Annotated in this window: 13 protein-coding genes and 2 tRNA genes; 12 read left to right on the top strand and 3 right to left on the bottom strand. The window is 60.0% G+C overall.

Annotation, left to right across the window (positions count from 1 at the left end; translation table 11 throughout):
* Positions 1–26 precede the first annotated feature (26 nt).
* The gene (locus AC3I65_RS05430) at positions 27–1742 is read left to right on the top strand and encodes a proline--tRNA ligase (protein WP_047228431.1); all 1716 of its coding nucleotides are present in this window, start codon (positions 27–29) and stop codon (positions 1740–1742) included.
* A gap of 17 nt (positions 1743–1759) precedes the next feature.
* Positions 1760–2713 carry a hypothetical protein gene (locus AC3I65_RS05425; protein WP_047228432.1) on the top strand — a complete coding sequence of 318 codons (954 nt, stop codon included), beginning with the start codon at positions 1760–1762 and terminating at the stop codon, positions 2711–2713.
* A 177-nt stretch (positions 2714–2890) separates the two neighbouring features.
* Here the strand turns inward: AC3I65_RS05425 and dinB are convergent, their stop codons facing one another.
* Positions 2891–3952 carry a DNA polymerase IV gene (gene dinB / locus AC3I65_RS05420; RefSeq protein ID WP_076386106.1) on the bottom strand — a complete coding sequence of 354 codons (1062 nt, stop codon included), beginning with the start codon at positions 3950–3952 and terminating at the stop codon, positions 2891–2893.
* A 282-nt stretch (positions 3953–4234) separates the two neighbouring features.
* On the opposite strand from dinB, the gene AC3I65_RS05415 reads away from it, so the two are divergent.
* From AC3I65_RS05415 to AC3I65_RS05395, 5 genes are all read left to right on the top strand, one after another.
* Positions 4235–4311 (top strand) — tRNA-Met (locus AC3I65_RS05415).
* A 254-nt stretch (positions 4312–4565) separates the two neighbouring features.
* Positions 4566–4642 (top strand) — tRNA-Met (locus AC3I65_RS05410).
* A 152-nt stretch (positions 4643–4794) separates the two neighbouring features.
* Positions 4795–7437: a bifunctional lysylphosphatidylglycerol flippase/synthetase MprF gene (gene mprF / locus AC3I65_RS05405; protein WP_488523525.1), complete on the top strand. Its 2643-nt coding sequence runs from the start codon at positions 4795–4797 to the stop codon at positions 7435–7437.
* The gene (locus AC3I65_RS05400; RefSeq protein ID WP_047230038.1) at positions 7437–8720 is read left to right on the top strand and encodes a virulence factor family protein; all 1284 of its coding nucleotides are present in this window, start codon (positions 7437–7439) and stop codon (positions 8718–8720) included. Before mprF ends, AC3I65_RS05400 begins: the two co-directional genes overlap by 1 nt.
* A 279-nt stretch (positions 8721–8999) precedes the next feature.
* A protein-coding gene (locus AC3I65_RS05395; protein ID WP_316911973.1) for an IS3 family transposase occupies positions 9000–10222 on the top strand; the annotation gives its coding sequence in 2 pieces (ribosomal slippage) (positions 9000–9351 and positions 9351–10222; 1224 coding nt in all).
* A gap of 39 nt (positions 10223–10261) precedes the next feature.
* Here the strand turns inward: AC3I65_RS05395 and AC3I65_RS05390 are convergent.
* The gene (locus AC3I65_RS05390; protein WP_370695188.1) at positions 10262–12103 is read right to left on the bottom strand and encodes a potassium transporter Kup; all 1842 of its coding nucleotides are present in this window, start codon (positions 12101–12103) and stop codon (positions 10262–10264) included.
* 334 nt (positions 12104–12437) lie between these two features.
* Here AC3I65_RS05390 and rimO point away from each other — a divergent pair, with 334 nt between their 5' ends.
* From rimO to tsaA, 5 genes are all read left to right on the top strand, one after another.
* Positions 12438–13778, top strand: coding sequence for a 30S ribosomal protein S12 methylthiotransferase RimO (gene rimO / locus AC3I65_RS05385; RefSeq protein WP_047230036.1), 1341 nt, complete (start codon positions 12438–12440; stop codon positions 13776–13778).
* Between the two features lie 157 nt (positions 13779–13935).
* Positions 13936–14409 (top strand): GNAT family N-acetyltransferase, encoded by a 474-nt coding sequence (locus tag AC3I65_RS05380; protein WP_047230035.1) that lies wholly within the window; start codon positions 13936–13938, stop codon positions 14407–14409.
* Positions 14410–14482: 73 nt separating this feature from the next.
* Complete coding sequence (locus AC3I65_RS05375; protein ID WP_488523524.1) at positions 14483–15193, top strand: rRNA pseudouridine synthase; 711 nt, start codon at positions 14483–14485, stop codon at positions 15191–15193.
* Between the two features lie 62 nt (positions 15194–15255).
* Positions 15256–15717, top strand: a complete 462-nt coding sequence (locus tag AC3I65_RS05370) for a YehS family protein (protein ID WP_047230033.1) — start codon at positions 15256–15258, stop codon at positions 15715–15717.
* Between the two features lie 14 nt (positions 15718–15731).
* Positions 15732–16430 carry a tRNA (N6-threonylcarbamoyladenosine(37)-N6)-methyltransferase TrmO gene (gene tsaA / locus AC3I65_RS05365; RefSeq protein ID WP_047230032.1) on the top strand — a complete coding sequence of 233 codons (699 nt, stop codon included), beginning with the start codon at positions 15732–15734 and terminating at the stop codon, positions 16428–16430.
* 207 nt (positions 16431–16637) lie between these two features.
* Here tsaA and fpr read toward each other — a convergent pair whose 3' ends face one another.
* On the bottom strand, positions 16638–17417 hold the full coding sequence (fpr, locus tag AC3I65_RS05360) for a ferredoxin-NADP reductase (RefSeq protein WP_003184787.1): 780 nt from the start codon (positions 17415–17417) through the stop codon (positions 16638–16640).
* Positions 17418–17439: the final 22 nt, after the last annotated feature.

Here is a 17439-nt window from a genome sequence, read left to right as displayed (position 1 = left end):
TCATCAGCAACCGACAACGGCCAACCATGCGCACCAGTCAATTTTTGCTCGCCACACAGAAAGAAACGCCTTCCGACGCCGTCGTGATCAGCCACCAGCTGATGCTGCGCGCCGGCATGATCCGCAAACTCGCCTCGGGCCTGTACACCTGGCTGCCGATGGGTCTGCGTGTGATGCGCAAGGTAGAAGCCATCGTTCGCGAAGAAATGAACGCCGCCGGCTCTCTGGAAGTGTTGATGCCGGGCACCCAGCCGGCCGAGCTGTGGCAGGAATCGGGGCGCTGGGAAGAGTACGGCCCTGAGTTGCTGCGCATCAAAGACCGTCACGGTCGTGACTTCTGCGCAGGCCCGACTCACGAAGAAGTGATCACCGACCTGATGCGCAACGAGTTGAGCAGCTACAAGCAACTGCCTATCAACCTGTATCAGATCCAGACCAAATTCCGTGATGAAATCCGTCCACGCTTCGGCCTGATGCGCGGCCGCGAATTCATCATGAAGGACGCCTACTCGTTCCACACCGACCTGGCCTCGCTGCAAGTCACCTACGATCGCATGCACCAGGCGTATTGCAACGTATTCACCCGCCTGGGCCTGAAATTCCGTCCGGTTGAAGCCGACAACGGTTCCATCGGTGGCGCCGGCTCCCACGAGTTCCACGTACTGGCCGAGTCCGGCGAAGACGACATCGTATTCAGCAACGGCTCCGACTACGCCGCCAACATCGAGAAAGCCGAGGCCGTGCCACGGGAAACCTCCCGCCCTGCACCGACCGAAGAACTGCGCCTGGTGGACACGCCAAACGCCAAGACCATCGCTCAACTGGTGGAAGGCTACAACCTGCCGATCGAACGCACCATCAAGACCCTGATCGTGCGCGCCGAAGAAGAAGGCAAGCTGATCGCCCTGATCATCCGCGGCGATCACGAGCTGAACGAAATCAAGGCCGGCAACCAGCCTGGCGTTGCCAGCCCCCTGGTCATGGCCACCGACGCCGAACTGCGCGACGCCATCGGCGCCGGTGCCGGCTCCCTCGGCCCGTTGAACCTGCCGCTGCCGATCATCATCGACCGCTCGGTGGAGCTGATGAGCGATTTCGCCATCGGCGCCAACATCGATGACAAGCACTACTTCGGCGTGAACTGGGAGCGCGACCTGCCGGTTCCGGCCGTGGCCGACCTGCGCAACGTTGTGGCCGGCGATCCGAGCCCGGACGGCAAAGGCGTCCTGGAAATCAAGCGCGGCATTGAAGTCGGGCACATCTTCCAGCTGGGCAACAAGTACAGCAAAGCCATGAAGTGCGAAGTGCTGGGCGAGAATGGCAAGCCGGTGACCCTGGAAATGGGCTGCTACGGCATCGGCGTATCCCGCGTGGTCGCCGCGGCCATCGAGCAGAACAACGACGAGAAAGGGATCATCTGGAGCGACGCCCTGGCGCCATTCCAGATTGCCCTGGTGCCGCTGCGCTACGAGACCGAACTGGTTCGCGAAGCCACCGACAAGCTCTACGCCGAACTGACGGCGGCCGGCTTCGAAGTGCTGCTGGACGACCGCGATAAAAAAACCAGCCCCGGCATCAAGTTCGCAGACATGGAACTGATCGGCATCCCGCATCGGATCGTCGTCAGTGACCGCAGCCTGGCCGAAGGCAACCTGGAATACAAAAGTCGCACCGAGGCCGAGCCGCAAGCGCTGCCGGTCGCTGACGTGCTGTCGTTCCTCCAGGCCCGTATCCGCCGCTGACACCAGATAGAGACGTCATGTTCAAGCGAAACACCTTAGGCCTCGGGGGCGCCGCGCTGTGCGGCGCCCTGCTGGTCAGCGGCTGTGCCAACCAAATGTCGCAACGCAGCGAGCACGAAGAGCGGGTCGAGCGCAAACTGCTCGACCATAGCCTGCATATCGAAGTGGGCGAGCCCAAAGTACTCGAACTGCCTCAACGTCGGGTGCGGATCAATGAGCAGAAGACCTTCGAAGTCACCGAATTCGAAGTCACCCGCCATTATGATCGCTATACGCCGTATCAGCCCTGGCGCGAAGTTTACGAAATTCCGCTGGGCGCGGTGGCAGTGGTGGCGGGTGTCGGCGCCAATGTGGTCAATGTGTTCGCTCTTGGCAACCTCCCAGAGAGCGCGACTCGAGACTGGATCAGCTACGGCTTCGCCGGGCTCAATCCATTCATGAACGTGCCGTCCCATGGCCGCGCCCAGCAGAACCTGGCCGGAATCGACGAAGTGCAACGCGACAAACGCGTCGAACACACGAGCCTGCCCTGGAGCGAACGCCCGGTACAGGTCAAGGCTGCCCGGCAAACCTTCGAACTGAGCACCGACCGCAATGGCGTGTTGCGTTTGAATCTGCTGGAAAGCCCGTTCGCCGAGCATGATCTGAGCCACTTCGGCAAGTTGCAGATCAGCGTGACGGACGCCCTGGACGAGGTACACACCGACTCGTCCCTGAGCATCAGCAGCACGTTGCGCGGCAAGCTGGTGGAAGCCCATGGGTTGATCTACGACGATCTGGAAGATGACGAGGTGAGCCAGTGGGTTCATCGGGTCAAGCGGCTGTCGGAGCTGGGGCTTGAAGAAGAGGCCAGCGAGCTGGAACAGAGCCTGATCGAACTGACCCGCAATGATCCGGAGTTACAGACCGAATTCCTCAAAGCCCTGACCAAGGATGGCGGGCGCCTGGTGGCGGATCCAGGAGCGAACTAGCAGCAAAACCTTGTGGCGAGGGAGCTTGCTCCCGCTGGGGCGCGCAGCGGCCCTCAAGCCTGCCACCTCGGTGTGCCAGACAAGTTGAATCAACTGTTTCTGGGGCTGCTGCGCAGCCCAGCGGGAGCAAGCTCCCTCGCCACAAGAGCCGGCAAAGCCTTCATGTAAGTGGCAGCCTCACCGCTCAAACAATTCCAACTGCTCAAACCCGCCTCGCAGATCCTCCAGCCGTACCCCTATCCCCAACAAACGCACCGGCTTGCCGCCGCGGTTGAATGCCTGGGTCAATAGCAACTGGTAACTGCCCAGATCGCGCCCTGCCCCGGCCTGCTCCAGGGTGGTCTGGGTGAAGTCATGGAATTTCACTTTGACGAACGGCTTGCCCGGTCGATAACTACTGTCGATCCGGGCGATGCGCCCACTCAGGGACTGCATCAGCTCCGGCAGTTTATCGAGGCAGCTTGTCAGATCAGGCAGATCGACGTCGTAGGTGTTTTCCACACTGATGGACTGTCTACGGCTGTCATTGTGCACCAGACGCTCATCAATCCCACGAGCCAGGCTCCAGAGGCGCTCACCGAAACTGCCGAATTCGCGCACCAGCGCCAGCTTGTCCCATTGACGCAACTGCAGGCAATCGACAATGCCGAGCCTGTTCAGTTTGTCGGCGGTCACTTTACCCACCCCATGCAGCTTGCTCACCGGAAGGGCCGAAACGAAGTCTTCGACCTGATCCGGGGTGATGACGAACAAGCCGTTGGGCTTTTTCCAATCGCTGGCGATCTTGGCCAGAAACTTGTTGGGGGCGACGCCGGCGGACACCGTGATGTGCAGTTGATTGGAAACCCGCCGACGAATGTCCTGGGCGATGCGGGTGGCACTCCCACCGAAATGGGCACTGGCGGAGACATCCAGGTAGGCCTCATCCAGGGACAGCGGCTCGATCAAGTCAGTGTAATCGCTGAAGATCGTATGAATTTCCTTCGACGCCTCCCGATAGGCGTCCATCCGCGGCTTGACGATGGTCAAGTCGGGGCAGAGCTTCAAGGCGTGCCCGGATGACATGGCCGAGCGCACACCGTAGGCCCGAGCCTCGTAGTTACAAGTCGCGATGACCCCGCGCCGGTCCGCCGAACCACCGACCGCCAGGGGTTTGCCGGCCAGCCGCGGGTCATCGCGCATCTCGATAGCGGCGTAGAAGCAGTCACAGTCGACGTGGATGATTTTGCGTTGCGTCATAAGAGAAGCGGATGTGCGACAAGTCGGGACGCCAGTATCGCACCGACAACTGTATATAGCACCAGTAGTTGAAAAGATCCTTCACTGCGGCTGGAAAAAGCCTACGTGAATTTATTTCTTCAATCGCAGCGAAGCGTCCAATAGAGCGCCAGCCCTTGCCAGGCTTGCGTCACAGCGCTGTCACAATGCCCAGGACTTAGGCTAAGCAATTGAAGCTGAACAGATTTTCCTGGCGCCAGGGTTGACAGCCAGCCGATCCTCTGTAGAATGCCGCCACACAGACGCGGGATGGAGCAGTCTGGTAGCTCGTCGGGCTCATAACCCGAAGGTCGTCGGTTCAAATCCGGCTCCCGCAACCAAACATCAAGAAAGGCTACTCGAAAGAGTGGCCTTTTTTGTGGCCGTTTGTTTTTGAGCAAGGCGCCGTGAAGAGAAGACCTGCGAACCTCGCCCAACCCCACGGCGACGCAATGCAGACTGCCTGCTTGTAGGACAATTTCCTTTTGATTTCTTGTGTTTAGCTCGGTTGGCGACGAATTGGCCGTTTATTTGACCTCACCACCTTTTAACGGTTGACACTCAGGCGTTCGCCTGTAGAATGCCGCCACACAGACGCGGGATGGAGCAGTCTGGTAGCTCGTCGGGCTCATAACCCGAAGGTCGTCGGTTCAAATCCGGCTCCCGCAACCAAACATCAAAAAAGGCTACTCGAAAGAGTGGCCTTTTTTGTGCCTGTCGAAAAAAGCTTTCATGACAAATATTTTGTAATTATTTTTTTCGGCAGGGATTGGTAACTGAGCGGGTTGCCCCCATCCTGTCGCGCATAGTTCAAGAGGTGATTGATGCGCGCTCACTCGTCTGCCCCACAAGACCCTGTTACTGCGGTACAACCGATCAAGGCCGGGCGCTTGCGCTGGCTGGAGCGTATCAGCCAGTACCGTCAGCCTATCGGCCTCGCCGTCACGCTGTTGCTGTTCGCCCTTGCATTGATTGCCTGTCGCCACCTGCTGAGCGAGCTCGATCTGTACGCTCTGCACGACTCGATCATGCAGGTGCCGCGCTCAGCCCTGCTCGGCGCAGTCGCCGCGACGGTCGTCGGATTCGTCATCTTGCTGGGCTATGAATGGTCCGCCAGCCGTTATGCCGGTGTGAAATTGCCCGCGAAAACGCTGATCCTGGGCGGATTCAGCGCTTTTGCCATCGGCAACGCCATCGGGCTCTCGTTATTGTCGGGGGGCTCGGTTCGCTACCGGCTGTATGCCCGCCATGGCCTGGGCGCGACAGATGTCGCCCACATGACCCTGTTCGCCAGCCTGTCCCTGGGCTGTGCACTGCCGCCGCTGGCAGCCCTGGCAACCCTCAGTGATCTGCCCGCCGCTTCCGCCGCCCTGCACTTGCCGGCCACCTGGCTGGGAGCGATCTGCGTGGCGGTGCTGCTGCTCACCTGTGCGCTGGCTATCGGCATCTACCGTCGGCGCCTGCCAGAACAGCCCTATCGGGACAGCCTGCTGATCAAGGCCGGGCGCCGCACCCTGCGCCTGCCGGGCCGACGCTTGACGCTCCTGCAACTGATCATCACCACGCTGGATGTCGCGGCGGCCGCCACGGTGCTGTACTTGTTGTTGCCCGAAACACCACCGTTCGGCGCATTCCTGCTGGTGTACCTGTTGGCGCTGGCAGCCGGCGTACTCAGTCATGTACCAGGCGGGGTCGGGGTGTTCGAAGCGATCCTGCTGGCGGCCTTCGCCGACAAACTGGGGGCTGCGCCTTTGGCCGCCGCCCTGCTTTTGTATCGCTTGATCTATGTCCTGCTGCCGATGCTGGTGGCCTGTGTGTTGTTGCTGATCAATGAGGCGCAACGGCTGTTCCAGGCCCGCCAGTCCCTGCGGGTAGCGTCGGGCCTGGCGGCGCCGATCCTGGCGGTGCTGGTGTTCCTCTCGGGCGTGGTGCTGCTGTTTTCCGGCGTGACCCCGGAAATCGATACTCGCCTGGAGCACATTGGTTTCCTGATCCCTCATCGGCTGGTGGACGCCTCGCACCTGGGCGCCAGCCTTGTGGGCGTGTTGTGCCTGTTGCTCGCCCAGGGTCTGCGCCGTCGCTTGTCTGCTGCCTGGATGCTGACCACCGTTTTACTGTTGGTGGGCGCCCTGCTCTCACTGCTCAAGGGCTTCGATTGGGAAGAGGCCACGCTGCTGACGCTGACGGCCAGCTTGTTGGCGGTGTTCCGGCGTTCGTTTTATCGTCCGAGTCGCCTGACCGAGTTGCCATTTTCGCCGCTGTTTCTGATTGCCAGCCTATGCGTGCTCGGCGCGTCAATCTGGCTGCTGCTGTTTGCATACCAGGACGTGCCCTACAGCCATGAACTGTGGTGGCAATTCACCCTCGATGCCGACGCACCTCGTGGTCTGCGCTCACTGCTGGGCGCGGCGGTGCTGCTGGTGGTGGTGTCCCTTACCTGGCTGCTGCGTACCGCCCGCCCGGTGATCCAGCTGCCGGCGGCAGAAGAACTGGAGCGAGCCAAAAAGATTCTCATGGCCTCTTCACAACCCGACGGCGGCCTGGCCCTGACCGGTGACAAGGCATTGCTGTTTCATCCCAACGACGAAGCATTTCTGATGTATGCCCGCCGTGGCCGCAGTCTGGTGGCATTGTACGACCCGATCGGCCCTACCCAGCAACGCGCAGAAATGATCTGGCAGTTCCGCGACCTGTGCGATATCCATCATGCGCGCCCGGTGTTCTATCAGGTTCGCGCCGAGAACCTGCCGTATTACATGGACATCGGACTGACCGCGATCAAGCTGGGTGAAGAAGCACGGGTCGACCTCAAGCATTTCGATCTCGAAGCCAAGGGCAAAGAGATGAAGGACTTGCGCTACACCTGGAACCGCGGTACCCGGGACGGCCTGTCGCTGGAGATCCACGAACCGGGCCAGGCGCCGATGGATGAGCTGAAGGTCATTTCCGACGCCTGGCTGACCGGCAAGAACGTGCGGGAAAAAGGCTTTTCACTTGGCCGCTTCAGCGATGACTACCTCAAGCATTTCCGCATCGCAGTGATTCGTTTCGAAGGCCGCCCGGTGGCGTTCGCCAATCTGCTGGAGACGCACAGCCATGAATTGGCCAGCCTCGACCTGATGCGCGCCCATCCCGACGCCCCGAAACTGACCATGGAATTCATGATGGTCGGGCTGATTCAGCATTACAAAGCCCATGACTATGCCCGCTTCAGCCTCGGAATGGTCCCCCTGTCGGGCCTGCAACCGCGACGCGGCGCACCGCTGACCCAGCGTCTGGGTTCGATGGTGTTCCGCCGTGGCGAACAGCTCTACAACTTCCAGGGCCTGCGCCGTTTCAAAGATAAATTCCAGCCTGACTGGGAACCTCGTTACATGGCCGTGCCCGCCGGACTCGATCCGCTGGTAGCTCTGGCCGATACCGCCGCCCTGATTGCAGGCGGCCTGACTGGATTGGTGAAACGCTGATGATGCAACGCTCCTGGCGATACGTAGTGGCCACCCTGTTGGTGGTGGCGGTGATTCTCGGTGGCGGTTACTGGTACTGGAACCGCCCTGCCCCGCAACCGACCCTTGAACAGCTGACGCCGGTCGACGGTGCCCCCATGACCCGGATCATTCCCGGCACCCCGCCCCGCGCCCAAGTGCTGGTGGCGGTCAACGAAGAGCAGAAACTCAGCGACACGCAATTGCTGACCCTCAGCCGCAGCGGCTCGGCGCAAATCGTCCAGGTGATCCTGCCCAAGGACTGCATGCTGCAAGGCCGTGCCCTGCAGGCCGGCCTGAAGCAGCTCCAGGGGCCAGCAACGCTGGTCAGTGGTATCGGCCCCGGAGCCGTGCTGGCCTGGCGCTGGCTGGCGGAGCAGAAGAACGACAAGGCCCAGGCCGTTTCGGTGGACCTGGCCCTGGAAAAACCCGGCTGCACCCACCTGCTGCCTAAAAGCGCGGCCCACGGCCACTGGCTGGTGGCCTGGAATGACAACCCCGACGACACCAGCGCCGGTTTCGTACGGGATCAACCGAACGCTGAAACCAGCATCAGCAACTACGACATCAACCTGCCACAGGTGCTGAACAACGAACTGCACAAGATCCTGGTAGGCACCGACCAGGGCGGCCTGAGCATTCCCGTAGTGGAAGTGCCGGCCAGCCAGGCCCGGGACACCGTGACCCTGTTTCTCTCCGGAGACGGCGGCTGGCGGGACCTGGATCGGGACGTGGCCGAAGAAATGGCCAAGATCGGTTACCCGGTCGTCGGCATCGACACCCTGCGCTACTACTGGCAGCACAAGAGTCCGGAACAAAGCGCCCAGGACCTCACCGAACTGATGCAGCACTACCGTCAGGTCTGGGGCACCAAGCGCTTCATCCTGACCGGATATTCCTTCGGCGCCGACGTACTGCCCGCAATCTACAATCGCCTTCCGGCCAGCGAACAGCAAGGGGTCGACGCAATCATCCTGCTGGCCTTCGCGCGCACCGGCAGCTTCGAGATCGAAGTCGAAGGCTGGCTCGGCAATGCCGGCACCGAAGCCGCCACGGGCCCGGAAATGGCCAAGCTGCCCGCCGACAAAGTGGTGTGCATCTACGGCGTAGAAGAAGCGGCTGAAAGTGGCTGTACCGACAAGACCGCGGTGGGCGAAGCCATCCAGCTGCCTGGTGGCCATCATTTCGACGAGAACTATCCGGCGCTGGCCAAGCGCCTGGTGGACGAAATCAACAAGCGCCAGAACAAGAACGCCGAACAGTGAACTGAGGCTGGTTTTTTGTGAACCCTGCGAACCTAATGTGGCGAGGGGATTTATCCCCGCTCAAGTGCGAAGCACTCGCACAGGTCATGAACCCAGGAAAATCCAGAGGGTTGCTTCGCAACCCAACGGGGATAAATCCCCTCGCCACAAATTGTTGTCCACTCAACCCCACGCCCACCAAAAAGCCCCCGCTGCCACAAGGCAACGGGGGCTTTTTTGTTTGGGCTGTCTCGTCCTGAATAAGGTTTACACCTTCTGACCTATCCTCAGGAGGAACCAATGGATTCAGGAAGAAGGCGTAGTCAGCGTGATTACACGCTGGGCTTTAAATTGGCGGTTGTCGATCAGGTTGAAAAGGGCGAACTGAGTTATAAAGAGGCTCAACGGCGTTATGGGATTCAGGGCCGGTCGACTGTGTTGGTATGGTTACGCAAGCATGGGCGGCAGGACTGGAGCCAAGGCGCCTCCATTCGTGCCCAGAGGAACCGACCGATGGCCGAGCCAAATTTGCCGCTGACACCAGAGCAGCGAATCAAGGAGCTGGAAGAAAAGCTGGCCCTTGCCAACCAGAAAGCCCAATTTTTTGAAGCTGTCGTTGACGTGCTGAAAAACGATTACGGTGTTTCTGTCGTAAAAAAGCGATCCGGCAAGTCCTCAGCCAAGGGCAAATCGAAGGCCTGAGTGTCACCAGGGCTTGCCAGTTTCTGGGCATCTCACGGCAGGCGTATTACAAGCGCAATCGAGCTTACGACGCGCAAACTAGCCATGCGCAAAAGGTGCTGGGATTTGTGCTGGAGGCACGCCTTGAAATGCCTCGGTTGGGCACCCGTAAGCTGCATGGGCTAATGCAAGCCGAACCTGAACTAACGCAAACGGTAGGCCGAGATCGATTGTTCGATATTCTGCGAGACCATCGACAACTGGTCCCACGCAAACGCGCTTATCACAAGACTACCGACAGTCATCATCGCTTCCGTCGACATCCGAATCGGCTCAAGCCCGGCCCTGACCAAGTCACTGCCACCGGCCCGGAACAGGTGTGGGTGGCGGATATAACCTATTTACCGACCGAGCAAAGCGTCGCTTACGTAAGTCTGGTCACTGATGCGTTCTCGCGCAAAATAGTCGGCCATCATGTGCATGAAAGCCTGCATACCGAGTCAGTCATCCGGGCGATGACGAAAGCTCTTCGACACCGAAGAACCAATCAGCCACTGGTACATCACTCCGATCGGGGCTCGCAATACTGCTCTGATCTCTACCAAAAGCTGCACGCCAAGCATGGCGTCAGGTGTTCGATGACGGATGGCTACGACTGCTACCAGAATGCCCTAGCGGAACGAGTGAATGGGATTCTGAAAACAGAATTTCTTTTACACCGTCCCAAAGACCTCGCCCAAGCCAAGCGCATGGTTGAGGAATCGATAGAAATCTATAACCGTAAGCGACCTCATTTGGCCCTGAAATACAAAACGCCCGATGCGGTGCATCGGGCGTTTTGAGACTGAAACAGGTGTAAACCTATTTCAGGACTAGACAGGCTACATTTCCACCTGGGTCCCCAGTTCAATCACCCGGTTCAGCGGCAAATTGAAAAAGCGCAAATTGCCGTTGGCGTTTTTCAGCATGAAGGCGAATAGCACTTCGCGCCAACGGGCCATGCTTTCGAGCTTGGAAGCGATGACCGTCTCGCGGCTGAGGAAATAGGTGGTGCGCATCGGGCTGAAGTCCAGCTCATCCAGATGACACAGCCTGAGCGCCTGTGGCACGTCCGGTTCGTCAGTGAAACCAAAGTGCAGGATCACCCGGAAGAAACCTTCGCCGTAGGAATCCACCTCGAAGCGCCGTTGCGGCGGCACCCGGGGGATGTCTTCGTACACCACCGTCAACAGCACCACTTGCTCGTGCAGCACCTGGTTGTGCAACAGGTTATGGAGCAGCGCGTGAGGCACGGCATCCGGGCGAGCAGTGAGGAAAACCGCCGTGCCCTTGACCCGATGGGGAGGTTCGACACGGATGCTGCTGATAAATACCGGCAACGGCAGAGCGCCTTCATCCAACCGATCTACCAACAGTTCCTTCCCGCGCTTCCACGTGGTCATCAGAATGAACAACACGATCCCCGCCAACACCGGAAATGCGCCACCCTGCAGGATTTTCGGGACATTGGCGGCAAAGAACAGGCCGTCCACCAATAGAAAACCGACCAGCAACGGCACCGTCAGCAGAGGTGGCCATTTCCACAGCAGCAACGCCACCGCCGACACCAGGATGCTGGTGATCAGCATGGTGCCGGTCACTGCCACGCCATAGGCAGAGGCCAACGCGCCGGACGACTCGAAGCCAAGCACCAGCAGGATCACGCCAACCATCAACGCCCAGTTCACCGCGCCGATGTAGATTTGCCCTTGTTCGGCGCTGGAGGTGTGCTGGATGTACATGCGCGGGATATAGCCGAGCTGGATGGCTTGGCGTGTGAGGGAAAACGCGCCGGAAATCACCGCTTGGGATGCGATCACCGTGGCGAAGGTCGAGAGCACCACCAGCGGCACCAGCGCCCAGCCTGGGGCCAACAGATAAAACGGGTTACGAGCGGCCTCCGGGTTCTCCAACAGCAAGGCGCCCTGACCGAAATAGTTGAGCACCAGTCCTGGCAACACCAGGACGAACCAGGCCCGGGCAATCGGTTTGCGGCCGAAATGCCCCATGTCCGCATACAAGGCTTCGGCGCCGGTCAAGGCCAGTACCACGGCCCCCAGGATCGCAACGCCAACCCCCGGATGCACCATGAAAAAGCGCACGCCCCAGGCCGGGTTCAACGCCTCGAGCACCTGTGGATGCTGGACAATGCCATGAATGCCCAGGCCGCCAAGGACCACGAACCACAGCACCATGACCGGCCCGAACAATTTACCGATCCGATCGGTCCCGTGTTTCTGAATCAGGAAAAGTGCCACCAGAATCACCAGCGCCATCGGCACAACCCAGTGATCCAGCCCATCAAAGGCCACTTCCAGACCCTCCACGGCCGACAATACGGAAATGGCCGGGGTGATCATGCTGTCACCGTAAAACAACGAGGCGCCAATCAGCCCGAGAATCACCAGCACCGAACGCAACCGGGGATAAGGGGTGGACGCCCGCCGGGCCAGCGCGGTCAACGACATGATGCCGCCTTCGCCCTGGTTGTCGGCGCGCAGGATAAACAACACGTATTTGATCGAGACGACCCAGACCAGCGACCAGAAGATCAGCGCCAGAATCCCGAACACTCCGTCATGGTTGACCTGCACACCATATTGACCGGAAAACACTTCCTTGATGGTGTACAAGGGACTGGTGCCGATGTCGCCATAGACCACCCCCGCGGCGGCCACCAACATTCCCACGGGCCTGGCCGCTGCATGCCCGGTACCCGACACCTGACTCTCTGCCTGCTCCATCCAACACTCCCACTACCTGATCCGCGCTGCTGGAAAGAAGCACCCTGATTGACCTTGCGCCCAGGCCACCTTACTTCCTGTTACAGACAAATGATTGACTGTAGAGATTCAGTTGCGCTGGACGGCGCGAAGCATAGCGCAGCACTCGTCGTTTTTCCCCGTATAAAGCTGGTCAAGCGCTTCCAGCACCGCTAGAATTGCGCACTTTTTGATCAGAGGCGCGTCAAGCGTCCTGTCTCCACAAGAGACGATCTCCCCTACACCGAGGTTAGACATGTCCACCACTACCGCGCCGGCCAACCCCAAGGTTGGCTTCGTATCCCTGGGTTGCCCGAAGGCTCTGGTCGACTCCGAGCGCATCCTGACCCAGCTGCGCATGGAAGGTTATGACGTCGTATCCACGTACCAGGACGCCGACGTGGTAGTGGTCAACACCTGCGGCTTCATCGATTCGGCCAAGGCCGAGTCCCTGGAAGTGATCGGCGAAGCCATCAAGGAAAACGGCAAGGTCATCGTGACCGGCTGCATGGGCGTGGAAGAAGGCAATATTCGCGACGTGCACCCCAGCGTGCTGGCCGTGACCGGTCCGCAGCAGTACGAGCAGGTCGTCAATGCCGTGCACGACGTAGTGCCGCCCCGCCAGGACCACAACCCGCTGATCGACTTGGTGCCGCCGCAAGGCATCAAGCTGACCCCGCGCCACTACGCTTACCTGAAGATTTCCGAAGGCTGCAACCACAGTTGCAGCTTCTGCATCATCCCCTCGATGCGCGGCAAACTGGTGAGCCGCCCGGTGGGTGATGTGCTCGACGAGGCCCAGCGCCTGGTCAAGGCCGGCGTCAAGGAGCTGCTGGTGATCTCCCAGGACACCAGCGCTTATGGCGTCGACGTGAAATACCGCACTGGCTTCTGGAACGGCGCGCCGGTGAAAACCCGCATGACCGAACTGTGCGAAGCCCTCAGCACCCTCGGCGTGTGGGTCCGCCTGCATTACGTCTACCCGTATCCGCATGTCGATGAACTGATCCCGCTGATGGCCGCCGGCAAGATCCTGCCGTACCTGGACATCCCGTTCCAGCACGCCAGCCCGAAAGTCCTCAAGGCCATGAAGCGCCCTGCTTTCGAAGACAAGACCCTGGCCCGCATCAAGAACTGGCGCCAGATCTGCCCGGACCTGATCATCCGCTCGACCTTCATCGTCGGCTTCCCTGGCGAAACCGAGGAGGACTTCCAGTACCTGCTGGATTGGCTGACCGAAGCCCAGCTCGACCGCGTCGGTTGCTTCCAGTATTCGCCCGTTGAAGGCGCACCGGCCAACGACCTGGACCTGGATGTGGTGCCGGACGAGGTCAAGCAGGACCGTTGGGAGCGTTTCATGGCGCACCAGCAGGCCATCAGCTCGGCGCGCCTGCAAATGCGCATCGGCCGTGAAATCGAAGTACTGGTGGATGAAGTGGACGAGCAAGGCGCCGTGGGCCGCTGCTTCTTCGACGCCCCGGAAATCGATGGCAACGTATTCATCGACAACGGCAGCAATCTCAAGCCGGGCGACAAGGTCTGGTGCAAGGTGACCGACGCTGACGAATACGATCTGTGGGCTGAACAGATCGGTTGAGCTGCTGCTTCACAGACTCAATGTGATACCTGTGGGAGCCGAGCTCCCACAGGTTCTTTCACAGGCCGAAAAATTGAAGAGCCTCGCTATCCTCACAAGATGCGAGGCTTTTTTGCAGCTATCGTATGGAGATATCCAGCACAAGGAGCAGGCGGGCATGCGTCAGCATTCGGTCATCCACACACCGAAATCCAGCGACTATCAGGAACTGACCCGGGTCTGGGAGGCCTCGGTACGCGCCACCCACGATTTTCTGCCGGACAGCTACATCGAACTGTTGAAGAACCTGGTGCTCACCCGTTACCTGGACGCGGTCATGCTCATCTGCACCCGGGACACTCGCCAGCGCATTACCGGTTTCGCCGGCGTCGCAGCCGGCAAGATCGAGATGCTTTTCATCGACCCGCAACACCGTGGCCAGGGCCTGGGCAAACAGTTGTTGCGTTATGCCATGGAGCACATGAACGCCGATCAGCTGGATGTCAACGAACAGAACCCGCAAGCCTTGGGTTTTTACCTCAAGCAAGGCTTCGAAGTGGTCGGCCGTTCGGCAAAGGACGGCATGAACCAGCCGTACCCGTTGCTGCACATGCGCTACAAACAGCCCGACCTGAAGGTCCAACGCGGCTAAAAGGCAAATGGACCCGCGATTAACCGGCGCCAGGCAGGTACAATGCCCACCCTCTTTTTGTTACGGCCCTGTCATGACTGACCCGATTCGTCTCTCCAAACGCCTCATCGAACTCGTCGGCTGTTCCCGTCGGGAGGCTGAGCTGTTCATCGAGGGCGGCTGGGTCACCGTGGACGGCGAAGTGATCGACGAACCGCAGTTCAAGGTCACTACCCAGAAAGTCGAACTCGACCCCGAGGCCAAGGCCACCGCGCCAGAGCCGATCACCCTCCTGTTGAACGCCCCGGCGGGCATGGATGCAGACACGGCGATGGCGTCCCTTGGACCACAGACCCTGAGCGAAGAACACCGCTTCGGCAAACGCCCCCTCAAGGGCCACTTTCTGCGCCTGACCGCCAGTGCCGACCTGCAGGCCAACGCCAGTGGGTTGCTGGTGTTCACCCAGGACTGGAAGATTCTGCGCAAGCTCACCGCCGACGCCGCCAAGATCGAGCAGGAGTACGTGGTGGAAGTCGAAGGCGAAATGGTCGCCCATGGCCTCAATCGCCTGAACCATGGCCTGACCTACAAAGGCAAGGAGCTGCCGGCGGTCAAGGCCAGTTGGCAGAACGAGAACCGCTTGCGCTTTGCCATGAAGAACCCGCAACCGGGGGCGATCGCGCTGTTTTGCCAGGCGGTCGGCCTCAAGGTGGTGGCCATTCGACGCATCCGCATTGGCGGTGTGTCCATCGGTAAGGTGCCCCTGGGCCAGTGGCGTTACCTGTCCACCAAAGAGAAGTTCTAGTTTCTTTTTCCGGCGCCGCACCGAGCTGCGGTGCCCACTGCCGATTGATCAGGATTGCACACATGGTTCACAACGACGTACTTCGCAGCGTGCGCTACATGCTCGACATCAGCGACAAAAAAGTCATCGAGATCATCAAGCTGGGTGGCCTGGAAGTGCCCATGGCGGATCTGGTGGGTTACCTCAAGAAAGACGAGGAAGAAGGCTTCGTGTTCTGCCCTGACGAAGTCATGGCGCATTTTCTCGACGGCCTGGTGATCTTCAAGCGCGGCAAGGACGAAAGCCGTCCACCGCAGCCAATCGAAGTGCCGGTCACCAACAACATCATCCTCAAGAAGCTGCGGGTGGCCTTCGAACTGAAGGAAGACGATATGCACGCCATCCTCAAGGCCGCGGAGTTCCCGGTATCCAAACCGGAACTGAGCGCATTGTTCCGCAAGTTCGGTCACACCAACTACCGCCCGTGCGGTGACCAGTTACTGCGCAACTTCCTCAAGGGTCTGACGCTGCGCGTTCGCGGCTGATTTCCCGCCGAACCATGACCTACAACGTCTCCCCCATCGGCTACGTCCGCTCCTGCTTCAAGGAGAAGTTCGCCATTCCCCGTCAACCGCAACTGGCCCCGGCCGCGCGCGGTGTGCTGGAGTTGGTGGCGCCATTCGATCAGGGCGATGCGGTGCAGGGCCTGGAGCAGGTCAGCCATGTCTGGCTGCTGTTCCTGTTCCACCAGGCCCTGGAAGACAAGCCACGGCTGAAAGTGCGCCCGCCGCGTCTGGGCGGCAATAAGTCCATGGGGGTGTTCGCCACTCGTGCCACCCATCGCCCCAACGGCATCGGCCAGTCGGTGGTGAAACTGGAGCGGGTCGAAGCCGGGCGCCTGTGGATCTCGGGCATCGACTTGCTGGACGGCACCCCAGTGCTGGATATCAAACCCTACGTGCCCTACGCAGACATCATCGGCTCGGCGCACAACAACATCGCCAGCGCAGCGCCTGAGCTGATTGCGGTGCGATGGGCCAGCTCTGCCCTGCATCAGGCCCGCGACCACGCCAAGCGCCTGGAAGAACCCCTGGTGGAGCTGATCGAACAGTGCCTGGCCCAAGACCCACGTCCGGCGTACCAGATTCCTACGCCCGAACGGGAATATGGTGCACAGTTCTGGGATCTGGATGTGCGTTGGCATTATCCGCAGCCCGGGGTGATCAAGGTGCTGGAAGTGATTCCGGCGAAATCGTAACCGCCAGAAACGAAAAAGCCCGCGCTGCCTTCTTCAGGTAGCGCGGGCTTTTTCATGGGTAACTGCAGACCGGGTTGCGGCTATCGCGAGCAGGCTCGCTCCCACCTTTGAACTTCAGTGGCCACAAGATTTGTGTTCCCACATATTCCATTGTGGGAGCGAGCCTGCTCGCGATGGCGATCGATCAACCACCGCATAAACCGAGGGTTACTTCTCTACAAACGCCCGCTCGATCAGGTAATCACCCGGCTCACGCATGCGCGGCGAAACAGTCAGGCCGAAACTGTTGAGCACTTCGCTGGTCTCGTCGAGCATGCTCGGGCTGCCGCACAGCATGGCGCGGTCGTCCTGCGGGTTGATCGGCGGCAGGCCGATGTCGCGAAACAGCTTGCCGCTGCGCATCAGGTCGGTCAGGCGGCCTTCGTTCTCGAACGGTTCGCGAGTAACGGTCGGGTAGTAGATCAGTTTGTCACGCAGCGCTTCGCCAAAGAATTCGTTCTGCGGCAGGTGTTCGGTAATGAACTCGCGGTAGGCCACTTCATTGACGTAACGTACGCCGTGGCACAGGATCACTTTTTCGAAACGCTCGTAGGTTTCCGGATCCTGGATCACGCTCATGAATGGCGCCAACCCGGTGCCAGTGCTGAGCAGGTACAAATGCTTGCCAGGCTTGAGATCGTCCAGCACCAGGGTGCCGGTGGGCTTCTTGCTGATGATGATCTCGTCGCCTTCCTTCAGATGCTGCAACTGGGAAGTCAACGGGCCGTCAGGCACCTTGATGCTGAAAAATTCGAGATGCTCTTCCCAGTTCGGACTGGCGATCGAGTAAGCGCGCATAAGCGGGCGGCCGTTGGGCTGCTGCAGGCCGATCATCACGAACTGACCGTTCTCGAAGCGCAGGCCCGGATCACGGGTGCACTTGAAGCTGAACAGAGTGTCGTTCCAGTGATGAACACTGAGGACACGCTCGTGGTTCATGTTGCTCATGTACGGGGACTCCTGGGAATGA

It is taken from the genome of Pseudomonas sp. N-1-13, assembly GCF_057787095.1.
The sequence above is the reverse complement of the archived record's forward strand: the minus strand, read 5'-3'. Positions and strand labels throughout refer to the sequence as shown.

Excerpts from the sequence above, each read along its gene's own strand:
- AC3I65_RS05430 (WP_047228431.1), top strand. The coding sequence starts at position 27 with ATGCGCACCAGTCAATTTTTGCTCGCCACACAGAAAGAAACGCCTTCC.
- AC3I65_RS05425 (WP_047228432.1), top strand. The coding sequence starts at position 1,760 with ATGTTCAAGCGAAACACCTTAGGCCTCGGGGGCGCCGCGCTGTGCGGC.
- dinB (WP_076386106.1), bottom strand. The coding sequence starts at position 3,952 with ATGACGCAACGCAAAATCATCCACGTCGACTGTGACTGCTTCTACGCC.
- mprF (WP_488523525.1), top strand. The coding sequence starts at position 4,795 with ATGCGCGCTCACTCGTCTGCCCCACAAGACCCTGTTACTGCGGTACAA.
- AC3I65_RS05400 (WP_047230038.1), top strand. The coding sequence starts at position 7,437 with ATGATGCAACGCTCCTGGCGATACGTAGTGGCCACCCTGTTGGTGGTG.
- AC3I65_RS05390 (WP_370695188.1), bottom strand. The coding sequence starts at position 12,103 with ATGTTGGTGGCCGCCGCGGGGGTGGTCTATGGCGACATCGGCACCAGT.
- rimO (WP_047230036.1), top strand. The coding sequence starts at position 12,438 with ATGTCCACCACTACCGCGCCGGCCAACCCCAAGGTTGGCTTCGTATCC.
- AC3I65_RS05380 (WP_047230035.1), top strand. The coding sequence starts at position 13,936 with ATGCGTCAGCATTCGGTCATCCACACACCGAAATCCAGCGACTATCAG.
- AC3I65_RS05375 (WP_488523524.1), top strand. The coding sequence starts at position 14,483 with ATGACTGACCCGATTCGTCTCTCCAAACGCCTCATCGAACTCGTCGGC.
- AC3I65_RS05370 (WP_047230033.1), top strand. The coding sequence starts at position 15,256 with ATGGTTCACAACGACGTACTTCGCAGCGTGCGCTACATGCTCGACATC.
- tsaA (WP_047230032.1), top strand. The coding sequence starts at position 15,732 with ATGACCTACAACGTCTCCCCCATCGGCTACGTCCGCTCCTGCTTCAAG.
- fpr (WP_003184787.1), bottom strand. The coding sequence starts at position 17,417 with ATGAGCAACATGAACCACGAGCGTGTCCTCAGTGTTCATCACTGGAAC.